This window comes from Acinetobacter sp. YH12099, assembly GCF_013419195.1.
In the GTDB taxonomy this organism is placed as follows: Bacteria; Pseudomonadota; Gammaproteobacteria; order Pseudomonadales; family Moraxellaceae; genus Acinetobacter; species Acinetobacter towneri.
The window spans coordinates 99,261-117,510 of record NZ_VPAP01000005.1; the positions used below are offsets into that span (position 1 = coordinate 99,261).

Consider the following 18,250-nt stretch of genomic DNA (forward strand, 5'->3'; position numbering starts at 1 on the left):
ACTTGAGTTTCAAGCACATGAAGATGGTTTTGCCAAGATTGAAATGAGCTTTACTATTACAAACCTTGTAATTTCAATCGGTTGGCATGTTGTCGATACAGTGCAACTGGGTCAGGTGCAAACAAGCCCGTTAAGCCAAACATCATGTTGGCAAGGTCGGTATGATTTAGTCGGTAGTTGTCACGAATGACGTGTCCAATGTGGGTACTACAACGTGCGACCATGCCATCGTTGTCTAAATTGCCATAAGACAGTGGGCCGAGTTGCATTAAAACAGTGTCAATATCCAGTAAATTGGTGGCTTGTGCTACACCTGTCCATGAATAGTAATGAATTCCGCGATCTACTTTGGCACCGCTGCTGCTGCAATTTGCGGCCAAGGCTGTGGTTGGAAAACGACGGTTAAAATCTGCAGACGCTGTTTCGGTTAAAGAAGCCATCGATGCATCAAAATCGACAGGCATGTCTGGCTGTTGCTGCGCCCAAGTAATGAGAGGCGCCACCATGTAGTCGCCTAAAATATTAAACGCGGTGCGTGATAAACGATTATTTTGAATATCATCGGCAACTTTGGAGCCACGGAATGTTCCTGCAACACCGGTAATTGATGCCACATATTCAGGTTTGGTCGCAGCCACATAACGTACTGTTGGACCACCATGCGAGTGACCAATTAAATTGACTTTGGATTTGCCAGTGATTGCCATGACTTCTTCGACTTGGGCAATCAGTTGCTCACCTCGAAATTCAGTACGGTGTGCAGGGGAGAGTTGTGCGGCAAATACGGTTGCGCCATTACGTGCCATATCTGGCAAAATTTGATACCAATAATCCATATTAAAGGTTTCATTGCCAATGCGTGACCATCCGAGCCAGCCGTGTACCATGAGCAATGGATATTTGGTTTTGGCATAGTCAGATTTGGCCTGTTCCTGAATAGGCAACACGCTTGGAGCAGCTTGAGCGACACCCATTGAACCGAGCAAGCAGCCAGTGACAGCCAATGTAATTGCCCGTATGTTAGAGATGATGGTCATAAAACAATCCTGTGTTCTTTATTTTTATTACAAGTGAAGTGGTGGCTTCGCTTCCCTCCTGAAAGCTCAGATATGCAAATTGCCGTTGCTTACGGCACATTATTGTGAGTCATTCTCGACTATTTTTTGTACGCTCAGGTATTTTTTCATGCGTAATTTAGAAAAAACATATCATTTGGGGACAGTTATTGCGCATTGTCCCAGAGATTTGTAAATCTACATGCATATTGATATCTATTTAATATTTATAGACATTTGTATATTAAATCGTTGTGGTGAGTTTGTACTAAAACAGCTTTTCAGGCATAAAAATAGGGCATGTTGCATGCCCCAGTTTCCTATGTAGATAGGTTAGTCAGCAAAAGGTAATTTTCCACCTTGATCATGTACCTGCTCAAAGGTTTCTAAACGCAATTGCTCTTGTGGATTTTGAAAATGCTGTCCGCGTAATTGTTTCACGGCTTGTTGCTTGGCTTGATCATTCATTCCACTTTGCATGATTTGATCACGCGCACTTAAATAATCCTCTACTCGTGATTTCCACTGACTGCGTTGCCCATCTAATTGTTCTAAACGCTGAGTTGCTTCAGGACTAACCAGATTTAAACGCATTTGGCGGATTTCAGCAGCAGAACCACCACGTGCTTTAATTGCCGCAGTCAAGCTGCGTAAATCTTGCAAGGTGTTCAGCTGTTCTAAATTTTCTTGCCAATCTTGAGGTAATTGTTTAAATAATTCCTGCAATTGTCGTGCTTTTTCAGCTTCAGATAATTTTTTATCATCCATGACTGCCATGCGCTTTAGGGTATATTCGTGATAGGCATCTTCCGTACCAAATAAACCTTCAATTTCATAATCAGAAAAATATTGTTTACGCAGATTTTGCATATTGCTAAAAATGCTGCGGTAATATTGCGGATCTTCCTGATTTAAATTCGGTGCTTGCAGTTGTCCAAGCGCATTGCGATAGTCTAAATAACGTTGCCATAAATCTAAAATTTGCGATAAGGCAGGCTCTTTATGTCCTTGTTGAATATACCTTTTAAAATCACCACGAATTTGTTCAATGCTTTTTTCGCCATATTGGGTAATAAAATATTCAAAACAGTTACGGGTTTGCTCATTCACAATCAGACGATTACTTGCATCCAGTTTAAGCTGACAATTGACTTCGGTGTCCTGCTGACTTGGGCTTAAAAAATTTGCAGCAGGGTTATTTTGCATGGCTTGCTGCATGCTCAAAGCTTGAGATGTTTCATCATTTGAGCTTTGCTGGGGTGATGTATCGGGGGAGTTTGATTGTGGCATCAGCCAATACACCAAAGTTGAAATGAGCAGTATCACTACGCCTAAAACAATCCATATTTTATGTTTCTGCATTCCAATGCACCTGTATATCCATTTTATTTTTTTAATCCTAAGCCCCAAATATGCCATAAAAGTAAATCGCTGTTCTAGAAATGTTGTCATTTATCGCGGCAGATTGTTACCATGACGCAGTTTTGCTTTGACCTATGTGTGCTATGAAATCATCTGCGGCTAAAATCCAGCGTCGTGCCATTAGTGGTGTATTTTTATTGAATAAACCTTTGGGCATCAGTTCCAATGCAGCATTGCAAAAAGTGCGTTGGCTATATCGGGCGCAAAAAGCAGGGCATACAGGAGCATTAGATCCATTGGCTTCGGGTTTGCTGCCGATTTGTTTGGGTGAAGCGACCAAGTTTTCGCACTACTTACTCGATTCGGTGAAACGCTACCAAACTACCATTCAATTGGGACACAGCACCACCACAGGAGATGTTGAGGGTGAAGTGCTGTTGCAGCAGGCTGTACCTGCATTGAGCCAAGAGCGCATTGAACAGGTATTGGCACAATTTCAGGGCGATATTATGCAAGTTCCGCCCATGTATTCTGCCTTAAAAAAAGAAGGTCGTCCGTTATATGAATTAGCGCGACAAGGCATTGAAATTGAACGTGAAGCGCGTCCAGTCACAATTTATGCCATTGAATTGCTGTCTTTTACAGAACAGAGCATCACTTTGGATGTAACTTGTTCTAAAGGCACGTATATTCGTGTTTTAGGTGAAGACATTGCCAAAGCCTTGGGTACTTATGGACATTTGACCTATTTGCATCGGATTAAAACGGGGCATTTTGACTTGATTCCGAGTTATAGCATTGAATATTTGGAAAGTTTAAGTGAAGCAGAACGTGAGGCTTTATTGCTGCCTGCGTATGCACCTGTACAGCATTTTCTACACATTCAAGTTCCTGAAGGACGCGCTGAATATTTTAGTCATGGCATGGAAAGTAATATTGACCATCCTGCAGCAGCGCAAGTGTTGGTCTTTGATGGTGAGAAGTGTCTAGGTTTGGCTGAAGTTACAGATAAAAAGCGCTTGGTACCGAAACGGGTTTTAAATCTCTAAGCTTTGTTCAGATACATAACTTGAATAAAGTGAGTAAGTGAATTAAAGCTTTTTATACAAATAGTTGCAGGATTTTGGATTGATCCTCTATACAGTACTTAGAGGATTAAAACGAAATTAAAAAACTGACTCCAAAACCGATGTGGATGTGCGAGTAGATTTTTATCAATCTGTTCGCCGCGCATGGGTAAAAAACAGAGGTCTGCACATGAATATTTTTGAAGCTTTACGCCAAAGTCACGACATTCAACGAAATTTAGCCCACCAACTGACGCAAACTTCAGGTGATAGCCCTGAACGTAGAGCGATATTTGAACAACTTAAAAATGAATTATTTGCGCATGCAGTGGCAGAAGATCGCTATTTTTATATTCCCTTAATGATGACTGACGCAGGTTTAAATATCACTCGCCATGCTTTGGCAGAGCATCATCAAATGGATGAATTACTTGAACAATTAACCGAAACTGAAATGAGCAACACAGGTTGGTTGGCCATTGCAAAGCAACTGTCAGATAAAGTGCATCATCATTTAAAAGAAGAAGAACATGGCTTTTTTCAGCAGGCAGGCAAAATTTTGTCTGAACAGCAAAAACAAAGTCTAGCCAAGCAATATTTGGCAGAGTATGAAAAATACCAACAGATGTCTAAAGACAGTTTGGTTTAAGCATTATTCTGATTTAAACATTCTGCGGCTGTTTGGATTTTTTTACTGCTCTAAAAGTAACACCGACCGAAGCTAACATAATGCAGCATAAGGCGAGCCATTGCAGTGAAGTAATTTTCTCACCCAACAATACCAAGCCTGTCAGTGCGGCTAAAGCAGGCGATAAACTGGAAAGTGTGCCATAACTCATTTTGCTGAGTTGTTTTAAGGCTTGTAAATCCAGCGCATAAGGAATGGCCGTGGCAAGTACTGCAATGGCAAGCGCCTTACCCCAATACTGGGTTTCAAACAGTGCGGGGGCATTGTTATACAGTCCGAAGGGAATCAAAGCCAAAGCCGAAATACTGATGGCGATGGTCAGCGCGTGCATGCCAATATTTTGTTGCACCACTTTTTGCCCAAAATAAATATAAAAAGCCCAGCACAATCCTGCACCTAAGGCACATGCTGCACCAAACAGACTAAAATGATCACCCTGCGCTTGTCCCCAAGGCACCATAAGAATAATGCCTAAAATCGCCAACAACACCCAAACATAATCTTTACGGTTTTGAATGGATAATAAAGCCAAGCCCAAAGGCCCGACAAACTCTAAACCCACCGCAATACCTTGTGGCAATTTGCCCAAAGACAGATAAAACAGAATATTCATTAAGCCCAAGGCTGCGCTATAGCACAATAAATCACGCCATTTTAAATGTGCGAGCCGCGACAGAATTTGCCATGAGCGAAACATGATTGCCACAATTACACTGGCAAAGCACAGTCGCAAAATCGTCACAGTAAGCGGGTCAAGCACCTGAAACAATTGTTTGGCAAAAGAAGCACTGATTTGATAGGAGATCATGGATAAAACCATGAACAACACCGCAGTGAGTTGGGCGTTTGGCATGGGGCAGAAAAATACTCAACAGTGGGGAAATGAGAAAGTCAGGCAGATTATAGCAAGTTTAAAAATGCAGAGCTGTGGAAACTCAAGGTCATGCCCATAGATCAGACATAAAAAACCACAGTACTAAGACTGTGGTTTTTTGTAGCATCAGCGTGTGGTCTTAGAACAAGACACGTACGCGAATTGTGCCTTCAACTTCGTGTAAAGTATCTAGTGCTTCTTTCGATGCAGTTGCATCAACGTCCATCACTAAATAACCGACATCACCTTTGGTCATAAGTGATTGACCAGAGATGTTGATGCCATGTTCAGCAAACAAGTTGTTGATTTTAGACAATACACCTGGAATATTTTGGTGAATGTGTAATAAACGGTGCTTGCCTTCAGTTAATGGCAATGCAATTTCAGGGAAGTTCACTGCAGACAAAGTCATACCTTTATCTGAATATGCAACAAATTTCTCTGCCACTTCTAAACCAATGTTCGCTTGCGCTTCCATAGTAGAACCACCCACGTGCGGTGTTAAAATCACGTTTGGTAGGTTGCGTAGTGGAGAAACAAATTCTTCACCATTGGCTTTTGGTTCTTTCGGGAATACGTCAACTGCAGCACCTGCAATATGACCAGACTTGATAGCATCTGCTAAATCTTCAATCACCACACAAGTACCACGTGCCGCGTTAATGAAAATTGCGCCTTCTTTCATTTGTGCAAATTGTTCTTTTGCCATGAAATTGCGGGTAGATGGTACATCTGGAACGTGTAAAGAAACCACGTCAGCATTTGCCAATAATTCGCCCATAGAGCCAACTTGACGTGCATTACCTAAAGGTAACTTGGTTACAGCATCATAATAAATGACCTGCATACCCAAGCTTTCAGCCAATACTGAAAGTTGAGAACCGATTGAACCGTAACCCACGATACCTAAAGTTTTACCACGTGTTTCAAATGAACCGACTGCAGACTTGTTCCAGCCACCTGCATGTGTATCGGTTGATTTTTCAGGTACGCGACGTAGCAATAAAATTGCTTCAGCCAATACCAATTCTGCAACCGAACGGGTGTTTGAATAAGGGGCATTGAAAACTGGAATACCACGTTCCATTGCTGCAGTTAAGTTCACTTGGTTTGTACCAATACAGAAACAACCTACCGCAATTAGTTTGTTCGCAGCTTCAAAAACTTCTTCAGTTAGCTGTGTACGTGAACGAATTCCAATGAAATGCGCATCTTTAATCGCTTCTTTTAACGCATCGCCCTCAAGCGCCGTTTTACGATAATCGATGTTGGTATAACCCGCTGCATTTAACACGTCGATTGCGTTCTGGTGTACGCCTTCTAACAACAAGAAACGAATTTTATCTTTAGGTAGTGAAAGATGTTGGCTCATTACGGCTCCGCTACAAAGGCCAAATTTAGTGGCGGTATGATAACATAGGAGATGGGTCGATATACATTTCCTTTATGACCAAGAGTGCAGGTATTTTTTGTCAGATATAATCTCTTTCAGAAATATTGCCCAAAATTGCCTGTTCTTACCACGTTATATTATCGGAATTGCCAATATTCACAGGTTTTTCAAAAAAATCGCTTATAATAAGCGGCGCACATGAAAGCCAACCCACGCTGTTGCTTTGATGCACATATTTAGTCTGCAGTATCTTCATCTTCAAATAGATCAAGATGTGCAGACAGTCGCTTTTCTTCCTGTTTAATTCTTGCTAGGTCTGCAAACGATGAATGCTCCAGTCGCTTTAACCCCTGAGTTATTGACCCAATTAACGGCAATAGTCGGTGAAAACCGTATTAAAACGGATGCTGATAGCCTCCAAAACTGGGGTCGTGACCATACAAAGCATTTTGATCCAAACCCATCGGTCATCGTTTTTCCATCAAGCACAGAGCAAGTACAAGCCATTGTAAAACTGGCGAATCAGTTTAATGTGGCCATTACTCCATCGGGCGGACGTACAGGTTTATCTGCGGGTGCGGTGGCAGCCAATGGTGAAATTGTAGTCAGCATGGACAAGATGAACCAAATCTTGGAATTTTTCCCTGCAGACCGTATGGTACGTGTGCAAGCGGGTGTGGTGACTGAGCAACTACAAAACTATGCCGAAGAACAAGGCATGTATTATCCAGTCGATTTTGCATCTTCAGGTTCTTCACAAATTGGCGGTAATATTGGTACCAATGCGGGCGGTATTAAAGTCATTAAATACGGCATGACCCGTAACTGGGTGTTGGGTCTGACTGTGGTAACAGGCAAAGGAGATATCCTGCGTCTGAACAAGGGCATGATCAAAAACGCAACAGGTTATGCGCTGCAACATTTATTTATTGGCGGTGAAGGCACACTTGGCTTAGTGACCGAAGCTGAAATTAAGCTAGAACGCCAACCGCAAGATTTGCAAGTGATGGTGTTGGGCGTACCTGATTTTAATTCGGTGATGCCTGTATTACATGCTTTCCAAGCTAAAATTGATCTGACTGCATTTGAATTCTTTGGTGAATTGGCGATGCAAAAAGTCTTGGATCATGGTCATGTGCAACGTCCATTTGAAACCGAATGTCCATTTTACGTGTTACTTGAATTTGAAGCGCCATTTGAGCCAATTATGGACAAGGCGATGGAAATTTTTGAACACTGTATGGAACAAGGCTGGGTGATGGATGGCGTATTGAGCCAAAGCCTAGACCAAGTTGAAAGTTTATGGCGTTTGCGTGAAGACATTTCTGAGTCGATTGCACCGTTTATTCCATATAAAAACGATATTTCAGTATTGATTACTCATGTTCCTGCATTTATTCAGGAAATTGATGCAATTGTGGCAGAAAACTATCCTGACTTTGAAATTTGCTGGTTCGGCCATATTGGTGATGGTAACTTGCACCTGAACATTCTTAAACCTGCCGATTTAAGCAAAGACGAATTCTTTGCCAAATGTCAGGTGGTAAATAAGTATGTATTTGATACTGTGAAGAAATATGATGGTTCTATTTCTGCAGAACACGGTGTAGGCATGACCAAAAAACCATATTTGGAATATTCACGTTCGGCTGAAGAAATTGAATATATGAAAGCGTTGAAAAAGGTTTTTGACCCTCAAGGCATTATGAACCCAGGCAAATTATTTGATTTGTAATTCCTTTCGCCTTTCATTTATTTAAGTGAATTGAAAAACGCATCCTCGTGATGCGTTTTTTTATGCCGCTGTTTTAATTTTACATTTCTGTTCTAGCGTTTCTGCGCTAACAGGGCATCATAGAAGCATAAATAATAATCAACATTTTGGAGGAGTTATGTTGCGTTTAATCACGGTTTCCGCATTGGGTGGTGCGTTATTGTCAGGCTGTGCGACTACACAGAATATTATTTCACAAGTTACGCCTGCAGAAACACCTTTGGCGCAGGTACTCAAACAACGTCCAGATTTGCGTAAAGAATTGGCTACCGTTGAAATTCGTCAATACTTTAACCGTGTCGAAGCACCAACTGCGGCAGAAGTAAAAATTACCGAAACAGGCTTAATGGATGATTCGGTACGTTCAATTCGTAGTATTTATCACTTTAAAAATATTAATGGACAATGGCAGCAGGGTGATGTGCAAACCGCTTACTTATGCGCACGTGGTAAAAATACCAAGACTTTCCAAAGCAAAAAATGTCCTTAAATTGCTGTAGGGCTTAGGTAAATCTTGCATGATGTTCTAAAAATGCAACAAAGCGTCTGTGGATAATACTCGTGTTATCCACAGCTTTTATTTAGGATGACTTCATTCGATTCAAAAACGTGTGAGCGCAGCATGTCCATCAAAACGCTAGCATTTCTACACTGTAATGATCGCCTCATTGCCGTGGGTAGTTTTATCCTGTACTTTCGGTATTTTCATATTATGAATTGGGCAATACCGTATCGCCTTAACCCGCTGAAGGAGGTGATGCCTAACTTGGTCTGATGTCACATCAAGTGCCGCAATTTATTTAACGGACTTAAAAAATGCGCCATAAATTTGCCATTCAACTCTGTTAAACTGCAGCTCAATTTTCTATTTTTATGGGCTAAACGCGGCTGACTTGCATCGTTTTGTCCTTTATAACTCATGCCACAGCAGCAAAAAAATACCATTCAACGTGCCACACTCATGTTTCCCTTGGCTTTGGTCTTGTTTGAGTTCGCCGTTTATATTGGCAATGACTTGGTTCAACCCGCAATGTTGGCCATCACACAAGATTTTGGTGTCAGTAGTGCATGGGCAGCTTCGTCCATGTCATTTTATTTGCTGGGGGGTGCTTGTGTGGCGTGGTTATTGGGGCCACTCTCTGACCGTTTGGGACGCAAAAAAGTATTATTGGGCGGCGTGGCATTTTTTACCCTAACCTGTTTATTGATTTTATTGACTCAGAACATTGAAAGCTTCCTTGTTCTTCGTTTTTTTCAAGGTTTTGGTTTGTCAGTCATTAGTGCAGTCGGTTATGCGGCTATTCAGGAAAACTTTGCAGAACGTGATGCAATTAAAGTCATGGCGCTCATGGCGAACGTCTCTTTACTTGCTCCCTTGCTCGGCCCAGTCTTAGGTGCATTTATGATTGAGCATGTTTCTTGGCATTGGGGTTTTATCGGCATAGCACTGTTGGCATTTTTGAGTTGGTTTGGACTGAAAGCCAAAATGCCTGAAAATCAGCAGCGTATTTCCAAACCTCCATTTCGAGATGTATGGGATGATTTTAAGCAAGTTTTTAAAAATACCAGATTCTTAGGTTTGACATTGGCGCTGCCATTATTGAGCATGCCTTTAATGTTGTGGATTGCGTTATCTCCCGTGATGTTGGTGGAAGAGTTAGGCTTTAGTAGTCTGCAATACGGTTTGGCGCAGTTTCCTGTTTTGGGTGGTTTGATTTTAGGCAATCTGGTACTGATGAAAGTCATAGACCGTTTACCTTTAGGAAAAACAGTCTTGATTGGTTTACCTTTAATGTTGTTAGGTAGTGTGATGATCGTATTGGGAGCAATTTGGCAAAGTTATTTTGTTTGGTGTTTGGTGATTGGTATGAGCTTGATCAGTTTTGGTGAGGGAATGAGCTTCTCAGTCTTATACCGTTTCGCCTTAATGTCATCGGAAGTGTCTAAAGGTACTGTTGCTGCTAGTGTTTCAATGCTATTGATGCTGTGCTTTTTTATTGTGATTGAACTCGTACGTGTTTTATATATGCGGTTTGATATTTGGGCGTATAGTTTGGCTTGTTTGGTGTTGATAACGCTTTGGTTTAGTTTGCCACGCATGATGCTTAAACAGGTGATGCAGGAGCGAGTTGCTGCAGGGCAGTTTTAAGGGTTTAAATTTTTCAGCTGCATCATAAAACAAGGTGATGTGGCATCACCTTGCAAACATTTGATTTATAAATTAAATTTCAGAAAATGTGTAATATGATGAAAGCTGAAAAGGACTTGCAGATTAAGCTTGTACTGGTTGTTCCATCTTTTTCAATTTAGCATCAAAAACAAATGGGCCAAAAGGTAAAATTGAAGCAATTAAGCCCAAAATAAACATTTTAAGAGACCATTTTTGTTTTTCACAAACCACAAAAAGCACCACTAAAAATGCGATAAACAATACGCCGTGTCCCATACCTACATATTTCACTAAAATTGGGTTATCGAACATATATTTCATGGGCATAGCAATAAATAACAACAATAAGAATGAAATACCTTCTAGGAACCCAACCCAACGTAATGTTTTAATGTTCATGCCCAAATCTTTTTCATGTCGATAAAACAGCAGTGTAGCGCAAATAGTGACAATCGCAAAGACGAGCTGTTGGGAGCTCTGCACATTGATGAGCTAGATACGATGGCTGCAAAATTGAGCTAATTTTGTGCAAAATAGTAGCAAGTTATTCAAAAACGAGTAAGTGTGGTTATGAAATACGACCGATATAAAGCAAGAAGAGCTGCATTGAGTGTCGTTTGAGAATAATCCTCAAAAAGATAAATTTTACTTTTTGCGGATAAGTCGAAAGGCATGTGTATAACCCTTAACTTATCCACAATTGGTAATAAATGTTTTATTGAAAATGCATCATGCTCGCTTAAATAATCCCACAGGCAATTCGCTCACCGCCGCCGCCCAATGGTTTTGGATGGTCGGCATAGTTATCACCGCCTGCATGAATCATCAAGGCCAACCCTTCAACTTGTGCCAATGTTAAACGGGGTGCAATCACAGTCACTTTAGCTGTTCCGTCGTTTGCAACACTTAAAGCCGGTAAGTCCCCTAAATGTCCTGTAAGCGGTGTACCATGATTCGGGATATTTTTGGGATTAAAATGTCCGCCCGCTGCTAAAGCAGCAACCATTTTTCCATCTTTTTCTGCTGCTGCACATGAACCTTTTTCATGGATATGAAAACCTCGTTCCCCTGCAGGGAGTTGTTGGAGTTGGGTGTGAATGACTAAGCCTGCTGCACTGTCACGTAGTTCGACTGTACCTAATTCTTTGCCAATCCCTTGTGCTGAAACAGCATGCATTTTCACTAATTTTGATTTTTCTTGTGTGGTTGCGGTGGTGCTGCAACCCATGAGTACGACACCACTAAAAGCAGCAAGACTGGCAAATTTAAGTATTGAGCGCATAAAAGACATCCTGTTTGTTGTGCATAATATTTAGGGATGTCTTGATTGAAACAAAGTTAGCCACGTTACAATACAACGTTTGCGTAGTAGTATGTATGTACTGTGTTGAGCTGATTTGTTCAGATCAACACAGCTAAATGAGCAATATGATCAGAAAGAAAGCTTAATTAAGCTTTGAATTGGAAGATGAATCGTCTTCGGGTAGGTCGTGGGCAAGTGTGGCTTTAGGCATCATTAAAGCTTCGGGCTGATTGTTTTCATGCAACCACTCACGCCAAATAGCGAGTAAGACTGCCAAAATCACAGGGCCAATAAATAGACCAATCAGACCAAAACTGGCAATTCCACCTAAAACTCCAAACATGATCAACAGGAATGGAATTTGAGTGGCACCCGAAATCACCAAAGGACGAATCACGTTATCGGCAGTGCTGACCACACATACGCCCCATGCCATCACGCCAATCGCTTCCATCGTATGCCCTTGGCTAAATAACCACAGCGAAACCGAACCATAAGCTAAAGGTGGGCCAAACGGAATTAAGGCAAATAAGAAAGTCACAATGGTTAGCACCATTGGGTTAGGTACCCCAGCGACAAAATAGCTCACGCCTGCGAGTAAAGCCTGCGCAATTGCAGTGAGTCCAACGCCATAAACCACAGCACGTGTGGTTTCAGAAATAGTATCTAAATAGTGATGAATACGTGGCCCAATCACCATTTCTAGCGCTTTGCTGACTTGATGCAAGATGGTGTGACCATCGCGGTAGAAAAAGAATAATGACAGCAGGGCAAAACCCAGTTTGATCAGGTTTTTGCTGACTTCATTAATCACCACTTTACCGTAATTCAAATGCCCTTGAATCCATAAGGAAATGGATTGCACAATGCTGTTCGGATCGTGATTAATTTCTTTAAGGGTGCGGGTGACTTCTTTACCAATAATAGGTAAATTGCGAATGAAATCAGGGACATTTAAGTGTCCGGAAAAGACCTGTTTTTGTAATTCGTAATATAAGTTGCGACCTTCATGTTGCAGGATAAAAATGGCAAAAGTGAGTGGAATGCCGACCACCAACGTGACCATCAGCATCATTAAGGCTGCGCTAAGCGTAGGACGATGACCGCATAAACGTAGCACCGACTGATATAGTGGCCAGCTCATATAGGCAATGATTGCTGCCCAAACAACAGGAACAATAAAATATTTGAGTATGTGAAAACCCAAAAAGATCAGGACAAAAAACAGTCCAAACAATAAAATTTTTTGTAATGTTGGCGCGTACTGTTGCACTGAATTCACTGAAACATTCCTAAGGTCATGTGCCATATTAACTGAAAAAAAAGCTCCCGAAAACGAGAGCTTGGTAAGTTCTGGTGAATAAGTTCTAAACGGTGGCGATTCTAGGCTTTAAAACCATTGAGCAGGGTCATCTACAATGGCATTCAGTACAGGCTGCCATTGATCTTGCATTTGCAGATAAGTTTTTTGGGTTTTATCAAAAATACTTAAACCTTGCATTGCCAATTGTCCATAGGCTGCACGTTCTGAAATCCATGCCACAGGCTGTTGCTCGATTTTCTGGAAAAAATCCTGAATATCTTTAGAGCTGGCAGAGTTGGGTTTGACCCGATTGGCCAACAGCAAAATTTGGACTTTGCCTTTACGAATCCGCTTAATGTCTTGTAAGTGTTTTAAGAAGCGACGGGTGGAGTCAATGTCAAAAAATGAAGGCTGTAGAGGTGTGATAATGGCATGTGCTTCGCTAATCAGCTGCTCGGCATGCTCACCCGATAACGCACCAGGTGCATCAATAATTAAATATTCAATGTTTTTGGGTGCATCGCCAATCGACTTTTCATGACGCCAATCTAAACTTTGAATTGGAGCGGCTGTTTCTGGTCGTTGTTTTAACCATTGCAGCGCAGATTTTTGATTGTCGGCATCCGCCAAAGCAACTTTATAGCCTTTTTGTGCAAGCGCAGATGCTAAACTAATAGCCGTAATGGTTTTTCCACAGCCACCTTTTTGGTTGGCAATTAATATAGTTTTCATGACCCTCGAATCGATTTTAATCTGCTCATCCCTAGCATATCATTGTTTTGTGCTCGGAATATGACAGTTGACAAAAGTCGTATCGAGTTCTGCAAAAAAGGTTTAGGAAGGTTTTATGTCAATCTGGATGGCGATGCTGATTGGTGCCTGTATAGGCGTGGTGCTGACCACCTTAATATTAAGCAATAGCCGCAATGGACGGATTAAAGCCGAGTATGAACAATATATTGCAGAAATTGAACTGTCACATCAGCAGGCATTATTGCAGGCACAAAAGCGCAGTGTAAATACCAGTCGTGCGGTACTGAAAGGCAAAATGGCAGAGCAATTAGCACCGATTATGCCCGAATTTCAGTATTTACCGAGCGATGCCAAATTTTTAGGTGATCCTGTTGATTATATCGTGTTTGATGGTTATACCGATTATCGGGATGGCAATGGGCGTGCCGAAGATATTGCAATTGTCCTGATTGATATTAAGAGTGGTGGTGCACGTTTGACCAAAGGTCAGCAAGCAATTGCGCAGGCCATTCAGCAGGGCAGACTGCGTTTTGAAACCATTCGGATTGATTTTGAGGACTGTGATTAAAGAGGTTTATGTACTCGCGCCAATAACATGTGCTGTGCAAGACTGGGGATACCTGCAGCATCAACATATTGAACTTCACCCAATTCAAAACCAGTTTCTAGTAGGATATTTTCAATGTCACGGTTTAAGTGACAGCCATCTGCAACTTTTTTTTGAAGAGGCATGAGCAGATGTTGTAAACGCTGAACATTCAAATTTTGTCGATTCAAAACGTGTTCTACGAGGTGCAAAGTACCACCTGGTTGTAAGACGCGATAAATCTCTCGTAGGCTTTGTTCTAGGTCTGGAATACTGCACAATCCACGTGGACACCACATGCTGCAATTGATTACTTGCAAAAGGCAATTGTTCTGCGCTTGCGGTGATCTGCTCAACCACGAACGGTGTTGCATCAATTGGTTCCTGCACAAATTGGAAAATTACGGTATTGGGTTCTAATGCATACACGGTATCTACACCCGGATAAAAAGGTAAATTTAAACCTGTGCCAAAGCCAATTTCCAAAACCTCGCCCGATACGCCCAATAAAAGCTCACGTCGTAAATCCATTAAGGATGGAGTTTGCATGACCTGATTCAGCAAGTGCGGGAAAATATGTTTTTGATAAAATTTATAGAGCATGTGCAGATCTAATTATTGATTTTTATGCCGATAAGCTTAGCTGAAATTACAGGGTTTTTGCCATGTCAGAATGAGCCAATGACTGCATTTTGTTACCAATTTCAACTATTGTATTCATGATCTGTGATTAAGATAAATATAGATAGATGAATTTAATAGGCAGATTTTAAGATGAACACGCATATTTCGCTAAAACTCACGGCATTGTTACTGACTCTGGCTTTGCCATGTTCCGTCTATGCTGCGGTCGAGCGTAATATTGCCAAAGGCTTGCCTCCTGTCATGAAAGGTCAGTCGATTGAAGTGTTGCAACCTTTTAAGGGTGATTTTCGAATTTTGGGTTCAAAAACCTATCAAGATGATGCCCAAGCCAAATTTTCTCCGATTGATTATGCGGTGAGTTGGGGCTTGTTTGCTGAGCCTGAAATTGCCCGTCATATCACAGTCAATCAATATGACCGCTATTTAAACTGGAAAATAGACCGTTTACCTGTGCCTGCTGAACAAGCCATGCAAATGGTATCTAATATGCACATCATTCCTGCCAACCCAAAAATTGCCAAAGACATTCAAAAAGTAAAACGAGGTGATTTGGTACGTTTAAAAGGTGAGTTGGTTGAAGTGAAAGATCACGACTTGGTTTGGACATCCTCTCTTACACCCACCGATACGGGGGATGGTGCTTGTGAAGTATTTCGCGTTAGTTCAATTCAGTGGATTGAAAAAGTCAAAAGCTGAGTGTGATGTTTAGTTTAGAGTTTGAATTGTAGATACTTGCCGAAACTGTATCTCATACACGGTAAACAGCTTGAGTATTGCTCCACGTGAAACGTACACATCCCTAATAAAAAACCGCATGATTAGGTTTAACTTTCATGCGGTTTTTGCTTGGTTAAAGTTGTTTTTATTTGGCGCTGAGGGCTAGCGTTTCAAACTGAACGCCATCCCAACCGTGCTGCATAAACTGGCGGATATTTTGATGATCAGTTCCATCAGGTGTTGCAAGTACTGAAGCATAATGTTCTGCAAATAGGCTGAGGGTTTGCGCCTGATCTAAGCCATTGAGTTTCGCAAATGAAAATATTTTGGCACTGCCCTGATTTTCATTGGCGGCGTTGAGCTGTTGCCCATTTTTGAAAGCAGTTGGCGTGTAGGTGTAACGTGCTTCAATAAATGAGAGCACATCGGCAAATGTTGCACTGCCTGCCTCAACTTGAGCCAATAATTCTTTTGCCATGACATCCTCCACATGTGCCTAAATTGAAATAATATGCAGACTAGCGCAATTTGGTTTTGAGTGGAAAACTTTTTCGTGTATTTAACTTATGTGATTTAGGAAGATGTAAAATCTGAGCAAAGATATGGATGCTTCGGGCAAGAATATCTTGAAATACAGAGAGAGATCACATGTGACTAAAAATTATGGCTGTGAGAAATACACGACATAGCCGCAAAAAGGACAGTAGAACAGATGAATTGGCTTTTGGTAGCAATGGGCGGTGCAATTGGCGCAAGTTTACGTTATGCCGCAAGCCTGTATTTATTTAAATCGGCACAGCATTTTCCATGGGCAACGTGGTCGGTCAATCTGTTTGGCTGCTTTTTGGCAGGTGTATTTTTTGCATTGAGTCAGAAATATCCTGTGTTGCAGCAGGAAGCCCGCTTATTACTGATGGTAGGTATTTTAGGTGGCTTTACCACTTTTTCCAGTTTTAGTTTGGAAACTTGGCAACTCTTAAGACATGGACAGCAAGGTATGGCGTTTAGTTATGCGCTTTCCAGTGTGGTTTTGGGAGTGATGTTGCTGGGATTGGGTTTTTATGTGATTCAACAGTTTTTAAAACATTAGATTAGGGTCTGTACCAAATCAATCGTTGAGTAGAAAAATCCATTAGATAAAAATTATAAATAAAAAGAAGCCCAAGCTGGAGGAGAGTGCTTGGGCTTTGAAGATAGAGGATATCCCATCGTTTCGATGAGCAATCTTGCTATGTTTAAAATATAAAACAGAAAACTTAACTGAATATGAAGTGATTGTGAGATTTTGCAATAAAACTCAAGCTTAGCGTTTGAAACGTGCAAAGCGTTTGTTGAAGCTCGCGACACGTCCTTCATTACTGGTTTGACGTTGTTCACCTGTGTAGAACGGATGCGATGCGCTTGAAATATCCAAAGTCACATAAGGATATACCTTGCCTTCATATTCTTTACTTTGGCTGCTTTGCAAGGTGCTGCCAATCACAAAATAGGCATTGGCGTTGGTGTCGTGGAATAAAACTTCACGATATTCTGGGTGGATATTCGGGCGCATGAGATTTCTCCAAACTAAGTGTGTAATTTGTGAAATGTTATAACATAACAATTAATTTGGCAAATAAAACCCACATGCATTCTTTCTAGTGAGTTTTACATAAAAATTATCCAATCTTTTTCTAAACCCGTTGTATAAGGGCTTTCATTGAGGGAATAGTGTCTGCACAGATTAAATAATTTTTTCTATTTGAAGTGAAAAGGCATCGTAAGAACAAGTTTGACCCGTGCCATTATAAGGCATAAAATGGCATTTAGTGGTGTAAATGGAGCATATGATGACAACATTGGTAAAAAAACGGGTTCAATACACGGTTGATCAGGCAATTATGGAATCAGCAGAATACATTATGACAAAAGTTGGTCTGACGCCTGCTACTGTAATGAGCATGGTTTATGCTGAAATTGCACGAACTGGCAAAATACCTGTCACGACTCAAGTGAGTGACGAGGATTTGAATACAGCAAGATTAATCGCGATGAGCCATAATGTTCCTAGTGTAAAAGTGTCTAGCGCTGCGGATACTGCTGCTTTTTTAGAAGATGATGGCGGCTACTAATGACCCAACAACTCTATTGGGCTTATGTTGGCTTTACAGATATTGCCGAGGGTAAGACCAGACCTGTGTTGTATATTCGCCAAACGGACACCGACTATGTTGTATTCCGTTTAAGTAGTCAGTACGAAAATAAGTCTGCTTTTATTAAAAGCAAATATGTGGAAATTAAAAACTGGCAACAGGCTGGTTTAAAAAAGCCATCGTGGATTGATACAGTACAAACATATCAGCTGCCTATCCAAAAAACACAACTCACTTATATTGGACAACTGTCTGCCGATGATCTGGAATGCTTAATCAAACACCTTGAAATTCAATAATTTGAATTTCATCGTTTCAACTTGAATGAATCGGTTTAGATAACAAAAAATCCTCCTACATTTGGGAGGATTTTTTGTCTGGATTATAATTTTAGTTACGGAGCATAAAACAGATTGGGCTTTATTTTC

The 18,250-nt window shown here is 41.1% G+C and carries 20 protein-coding genes and 2 pseudogenes; 11 read left to right on the forward strand and 11 right to left on the reverse strand.

Annotated elements, in window-relative coordinates:
* Positions 1–56 precede the first annotated feature (56 nt).
* Both FTU39_RS04985 and FTU39_RS04990 read right to left on the reverse strand, forming a co-directional pair.
* The gene (locus FTU39_RS04985; RefSeq protein WP_225531238.1) at positions 57–974 is read right to left on the reverse strand and encodes a triacylglycerol lipase; all 918 of its coding nucleotides are present in this window, start codon (positions 972–974) and stop codon (positions 57–59) included.
* Positions 975–1,388: 414 nt separating this feature from the next.
* Positions 1,389–2,417 carry a lipase secretion chaperone gene (locus tag FTU39_RS04990; RefSeq protein WP_180051817.1) on the reverse strand — a complete coding sequence of 343 codons (1,029 nt, stop codon included), beginning with the start codon at positions 2,415–2,417 and terminating at the stop codon, positions 1,389–1,391.
* Positions 2,418–2,560: 143 nt separating this feature from the next.
* On the opposite strand from FTU39_RS04990, the gene truB reads away from it, so the two are divergent.
* Positions 2,561–3,466 carry a tRNA pseudouridine(55) synthase TruB gene (gene truB, locus FTU39_RS04995; protein WP_180008976.1) on the forward strand — a complete coding sequence of 302 codons (906 nt, stop codon included), beginning with the start codon at positions 2,561–2,563 and terminating at the stop codon, positions 3,464–3,466.
* A 208-nt stretch (positions 3,467–3,674) separates the two neighbouring features.
* Complete coding sequence (locus tag FTU39_RS05000) at positions 3,675–4,133, forward strand: hemerythrin domain-containing protein (RefSeq protein ID WP_178319395.1); 459 nt, start codon at positions 3,675–3,677, stop codon at positions 4,131–4,133.
* Positions 4,134–4,146: 13 nt separating this feature from the next.
* On the opposite strand, the gene FTU39_RS05005 is transcribed toward FTU39_RS05000, so the two are convergent.
* The gene (locus tag FTU39_RS05005; protein WP_004974539.1) at positions 4,147–5,025 is read right to left on the reverse strand and encodes a DMT family transporter; all 879 of its coding nucleotides are present in this window, start codon (positions 5,023–5,025) and stop codon (positions 4,147–4,149) included.
* Between the two features lie 160 nt (positions 5,026–5,185).
* Entirely contained in the window at positions 5,186–6,418 is a 1,233-nt protein-coding gene (gene serA, locus FTU39_RS05010; RefSeq protein ID WP_104852617.1) for a phosphoglycerate dehydrogenase, read from the reverse strand.
* A gap of 346 nt (positions 6,419–6,764) precedes the next feature.
* Between serA and FTU39_RS05015 the strand changes: the two genes are divergently transcribed.
* The 4 genes and pseudogenes from FTU39_RS05015 to FTU39_RS05030 all read left to right on the forward strand — a co-directional run bounded on the left by FTU39_RS05015 (position 6,765) and on the right by FTU39_RS05030 (position 10,362).
* Complete coding sequence (locus FTU39_RS05015) at positions 6,765–8,174, forward strand: FAD-binding oxidoreductase (protein WP_154320282.1); 1,410 nt, start codon at positions 6,765–6,767, stop codon at positions 8,172–8,174.
* A 157-nt stretch (positions 8,175–8,331) separates the two neighbouring features.
* Positions 8,332–8,703: a hypothetical protein gene (locus FTU39_RS05020; protein WP_180051818.1), complete on the forward strand. Its 372-nt coding sequence runs from the start codon at positions 8,332–8,334 to the stop codon at positions 8,701–8,703.
* 138 nt (positions 8,704–8,841) lie between these two features.
* A pseudogene (locus tag FTU39_RS05025) lies at positions 8,842–8,951 on the forward strand (pirin family protein); the annotation flags it as partial.
* Between the two features lie 181 nt (positions 8,952–9,132).
* Positions 9,133–10,362 (forward strand): MFS transporter, encoded by a 1,230-nt coding sequence (locus FTU39_RS05030; protein WP_180051819.1) that lies wholly within the window; start codon positions 9,133–9,135, stop codon positions 10,360–10,362.
* Positions 10,363–10,485: 123 nt separating this feature from the next.
* Here the strand turns inward: FTU39_RS05030 and FTU39_RS05035 are convergent, their stop codons facing one another.
* From FTU39_RS05035 to FTU39_RS05050, 4 genes are all read right to left on the reverse strand, one after another.
* Complete coding sequence (locus tag FTU39_RS05035) at positions 10,486–10,782, reverse strand: DUF3817 domain-containing protein (protein ID WP_004974548.1); 297 nt, start codon at positions 10,780–10,782, stop codon at positions 10,486–10,488.
* Between the two features lie 340 nt (positions 10,783–11,122).
* Positions 11,123–11,665, reverse strand: coding sequence for a superoxide dismutase family protein (gene sodC / locus FTU39_RS05040; RefSeq protein ID WP_179990364.1), 543 nt, complete (start codon positions 11,663–11,665; stop codon positions 11,123–11,125).
* 163 nt (positions 11,666–11,828) lie between these two features.
* A complete protein-coding gene (locus FTU39_RS05045; protein WP_373683415.1) occupies positions 11,829–12,959 on the reverse strand; it encodes an AI-2E family transporter in 1,131 nt (376 codons plus the stop codon).
* A 117-nt stretch (positions 12,960–13,076) separates the two neighbouring features.
* Positions 13,077–13,721, reverse strand: coding sequence for a ParA family protein (locus FTU39_RS05050; protein ID WP_004974554.1), 645 nt, complete (start codon positions 13,719–13,721; stop codon positions 13,077–13,079).
* 115 nt (positions 13,722–13,836) lie between these two features.
* On the opposite strand from FTU39_RS05050, the gene FTU39_RS05055 reads away from it, so the two are divergent.
* Positions 13,837–14,310, forward strand: a complete 474-nt coding sequence (locus FTU39_RS05055) for a Holliday junction resolvase-like protein (protein WP_180051820.1) — start codon at positions 13,837–13,839, stop codon at positions 14,308–14,310.
* Here FTU39_RS05055 and FTU39_RS05060 read toward each other — a convergent pair.
* Positions 14,307–14,931: pseudogene (locus tag FTU39_RS05060) on the reverse strand (class I SAM-dependent methyltransferase). The gene FTU39_RS05055 and the pseudogene FTU39_RS05060 sit on opposite strands and share 4 nt — an antisense overlap.
* A 171-nt stretch (positions 14,932–15,102) precedes the next feature.
* On the opposite strand from FTU39_RS05060, the gene FTU39_RS05065 reads away from it, so the two are divergent.
* Complete coding sequence (locus tag FTU39_RS05065) at positions 15,103–15,669, forward strand: hypothetical protein (protein ID WP_179989057.1); 567 nt, start codon at positions 15,103–15,105, stop codon at positions 15,667–15,669.
* A gap of 166 nt (positions 15,670–15,835) precedes the next feature.
* On the opposite strand, the gene FTU39_RS05070 is transcribed toward FTU39_RS05065, so the two are convergent.
* Entirely contained in the window at positions 15,836–16,168 is a 333-nt protein-coding gene (locus FTU39_RS05070) for a HopJ type III effector protein (RefSeq protein ID WP_180051821.1), read from the reverse strand.
* A gap of 234 nt (positions 16,169–16,402) precedes the next feature.
* Between FTU39_RS05070 and crcB the strand changes: the two genes are divergently transcribed.
* Entirely contained in the window at positions 16,403–16,780 is a 378-nt protein-coding gene (gene crcB / locus FTU39_RS05075; protein ID WP_131260607.1) for a fluoride efflux transporter CrcB, read from the forward strand.
* A 213-nt stretch (positions 16,781–16,993) separates the two neighbouring features.
* On the opposite strand, the gene FTU39_RS05080 is transcribed toward crcB, so the two are convergent.
* A complete protein-coding gene (locus FTU39_RS05080) occupies positions 16,994–17,242 on the reverse strand; it encodes a type B 50S ribosomal protein L31 (RefSeq protein WP_004974599.1) in 249 nt (82 codons plus the stop codon).
* 277 nt (positions 17,243–17,519) lie between these two features.
* Here FTU39_RS05080 and FTU39_RS05085 point away from each other — a divergent pair, with 277 nt between their 5' ends.
* Positions 17,520–17,801: a type II toxin-antitoxin system RelB/DinJ family antitoxin gene (locus tag FTU39_RS05085; RefSeq protein ID WP_136144463.1), complete on the forward strand. Its 282-nt coding sequence runs from the start codon at positions 17,520–17,522 to the stop codon at positions 17,799–17,801.
* Positions 17,801–18,121 (forward strand): type II toxin-antitoxin system PemK/MazF family toxin, encoded by a 321-nt coding sequence (locus tag FTU39_RS05090; protein ID WP_131260605.1) that lies wholly within the window; start codon positions 17,801–17,803, stop codon positions 18,119–18,121. Before FTU39_RS05085 ends, FTU39_RS05090 begins: the two co-directional genes overlap by 1 nt.
* Positions 18,122–18,250: the final 129 nt, after the last annotated feature.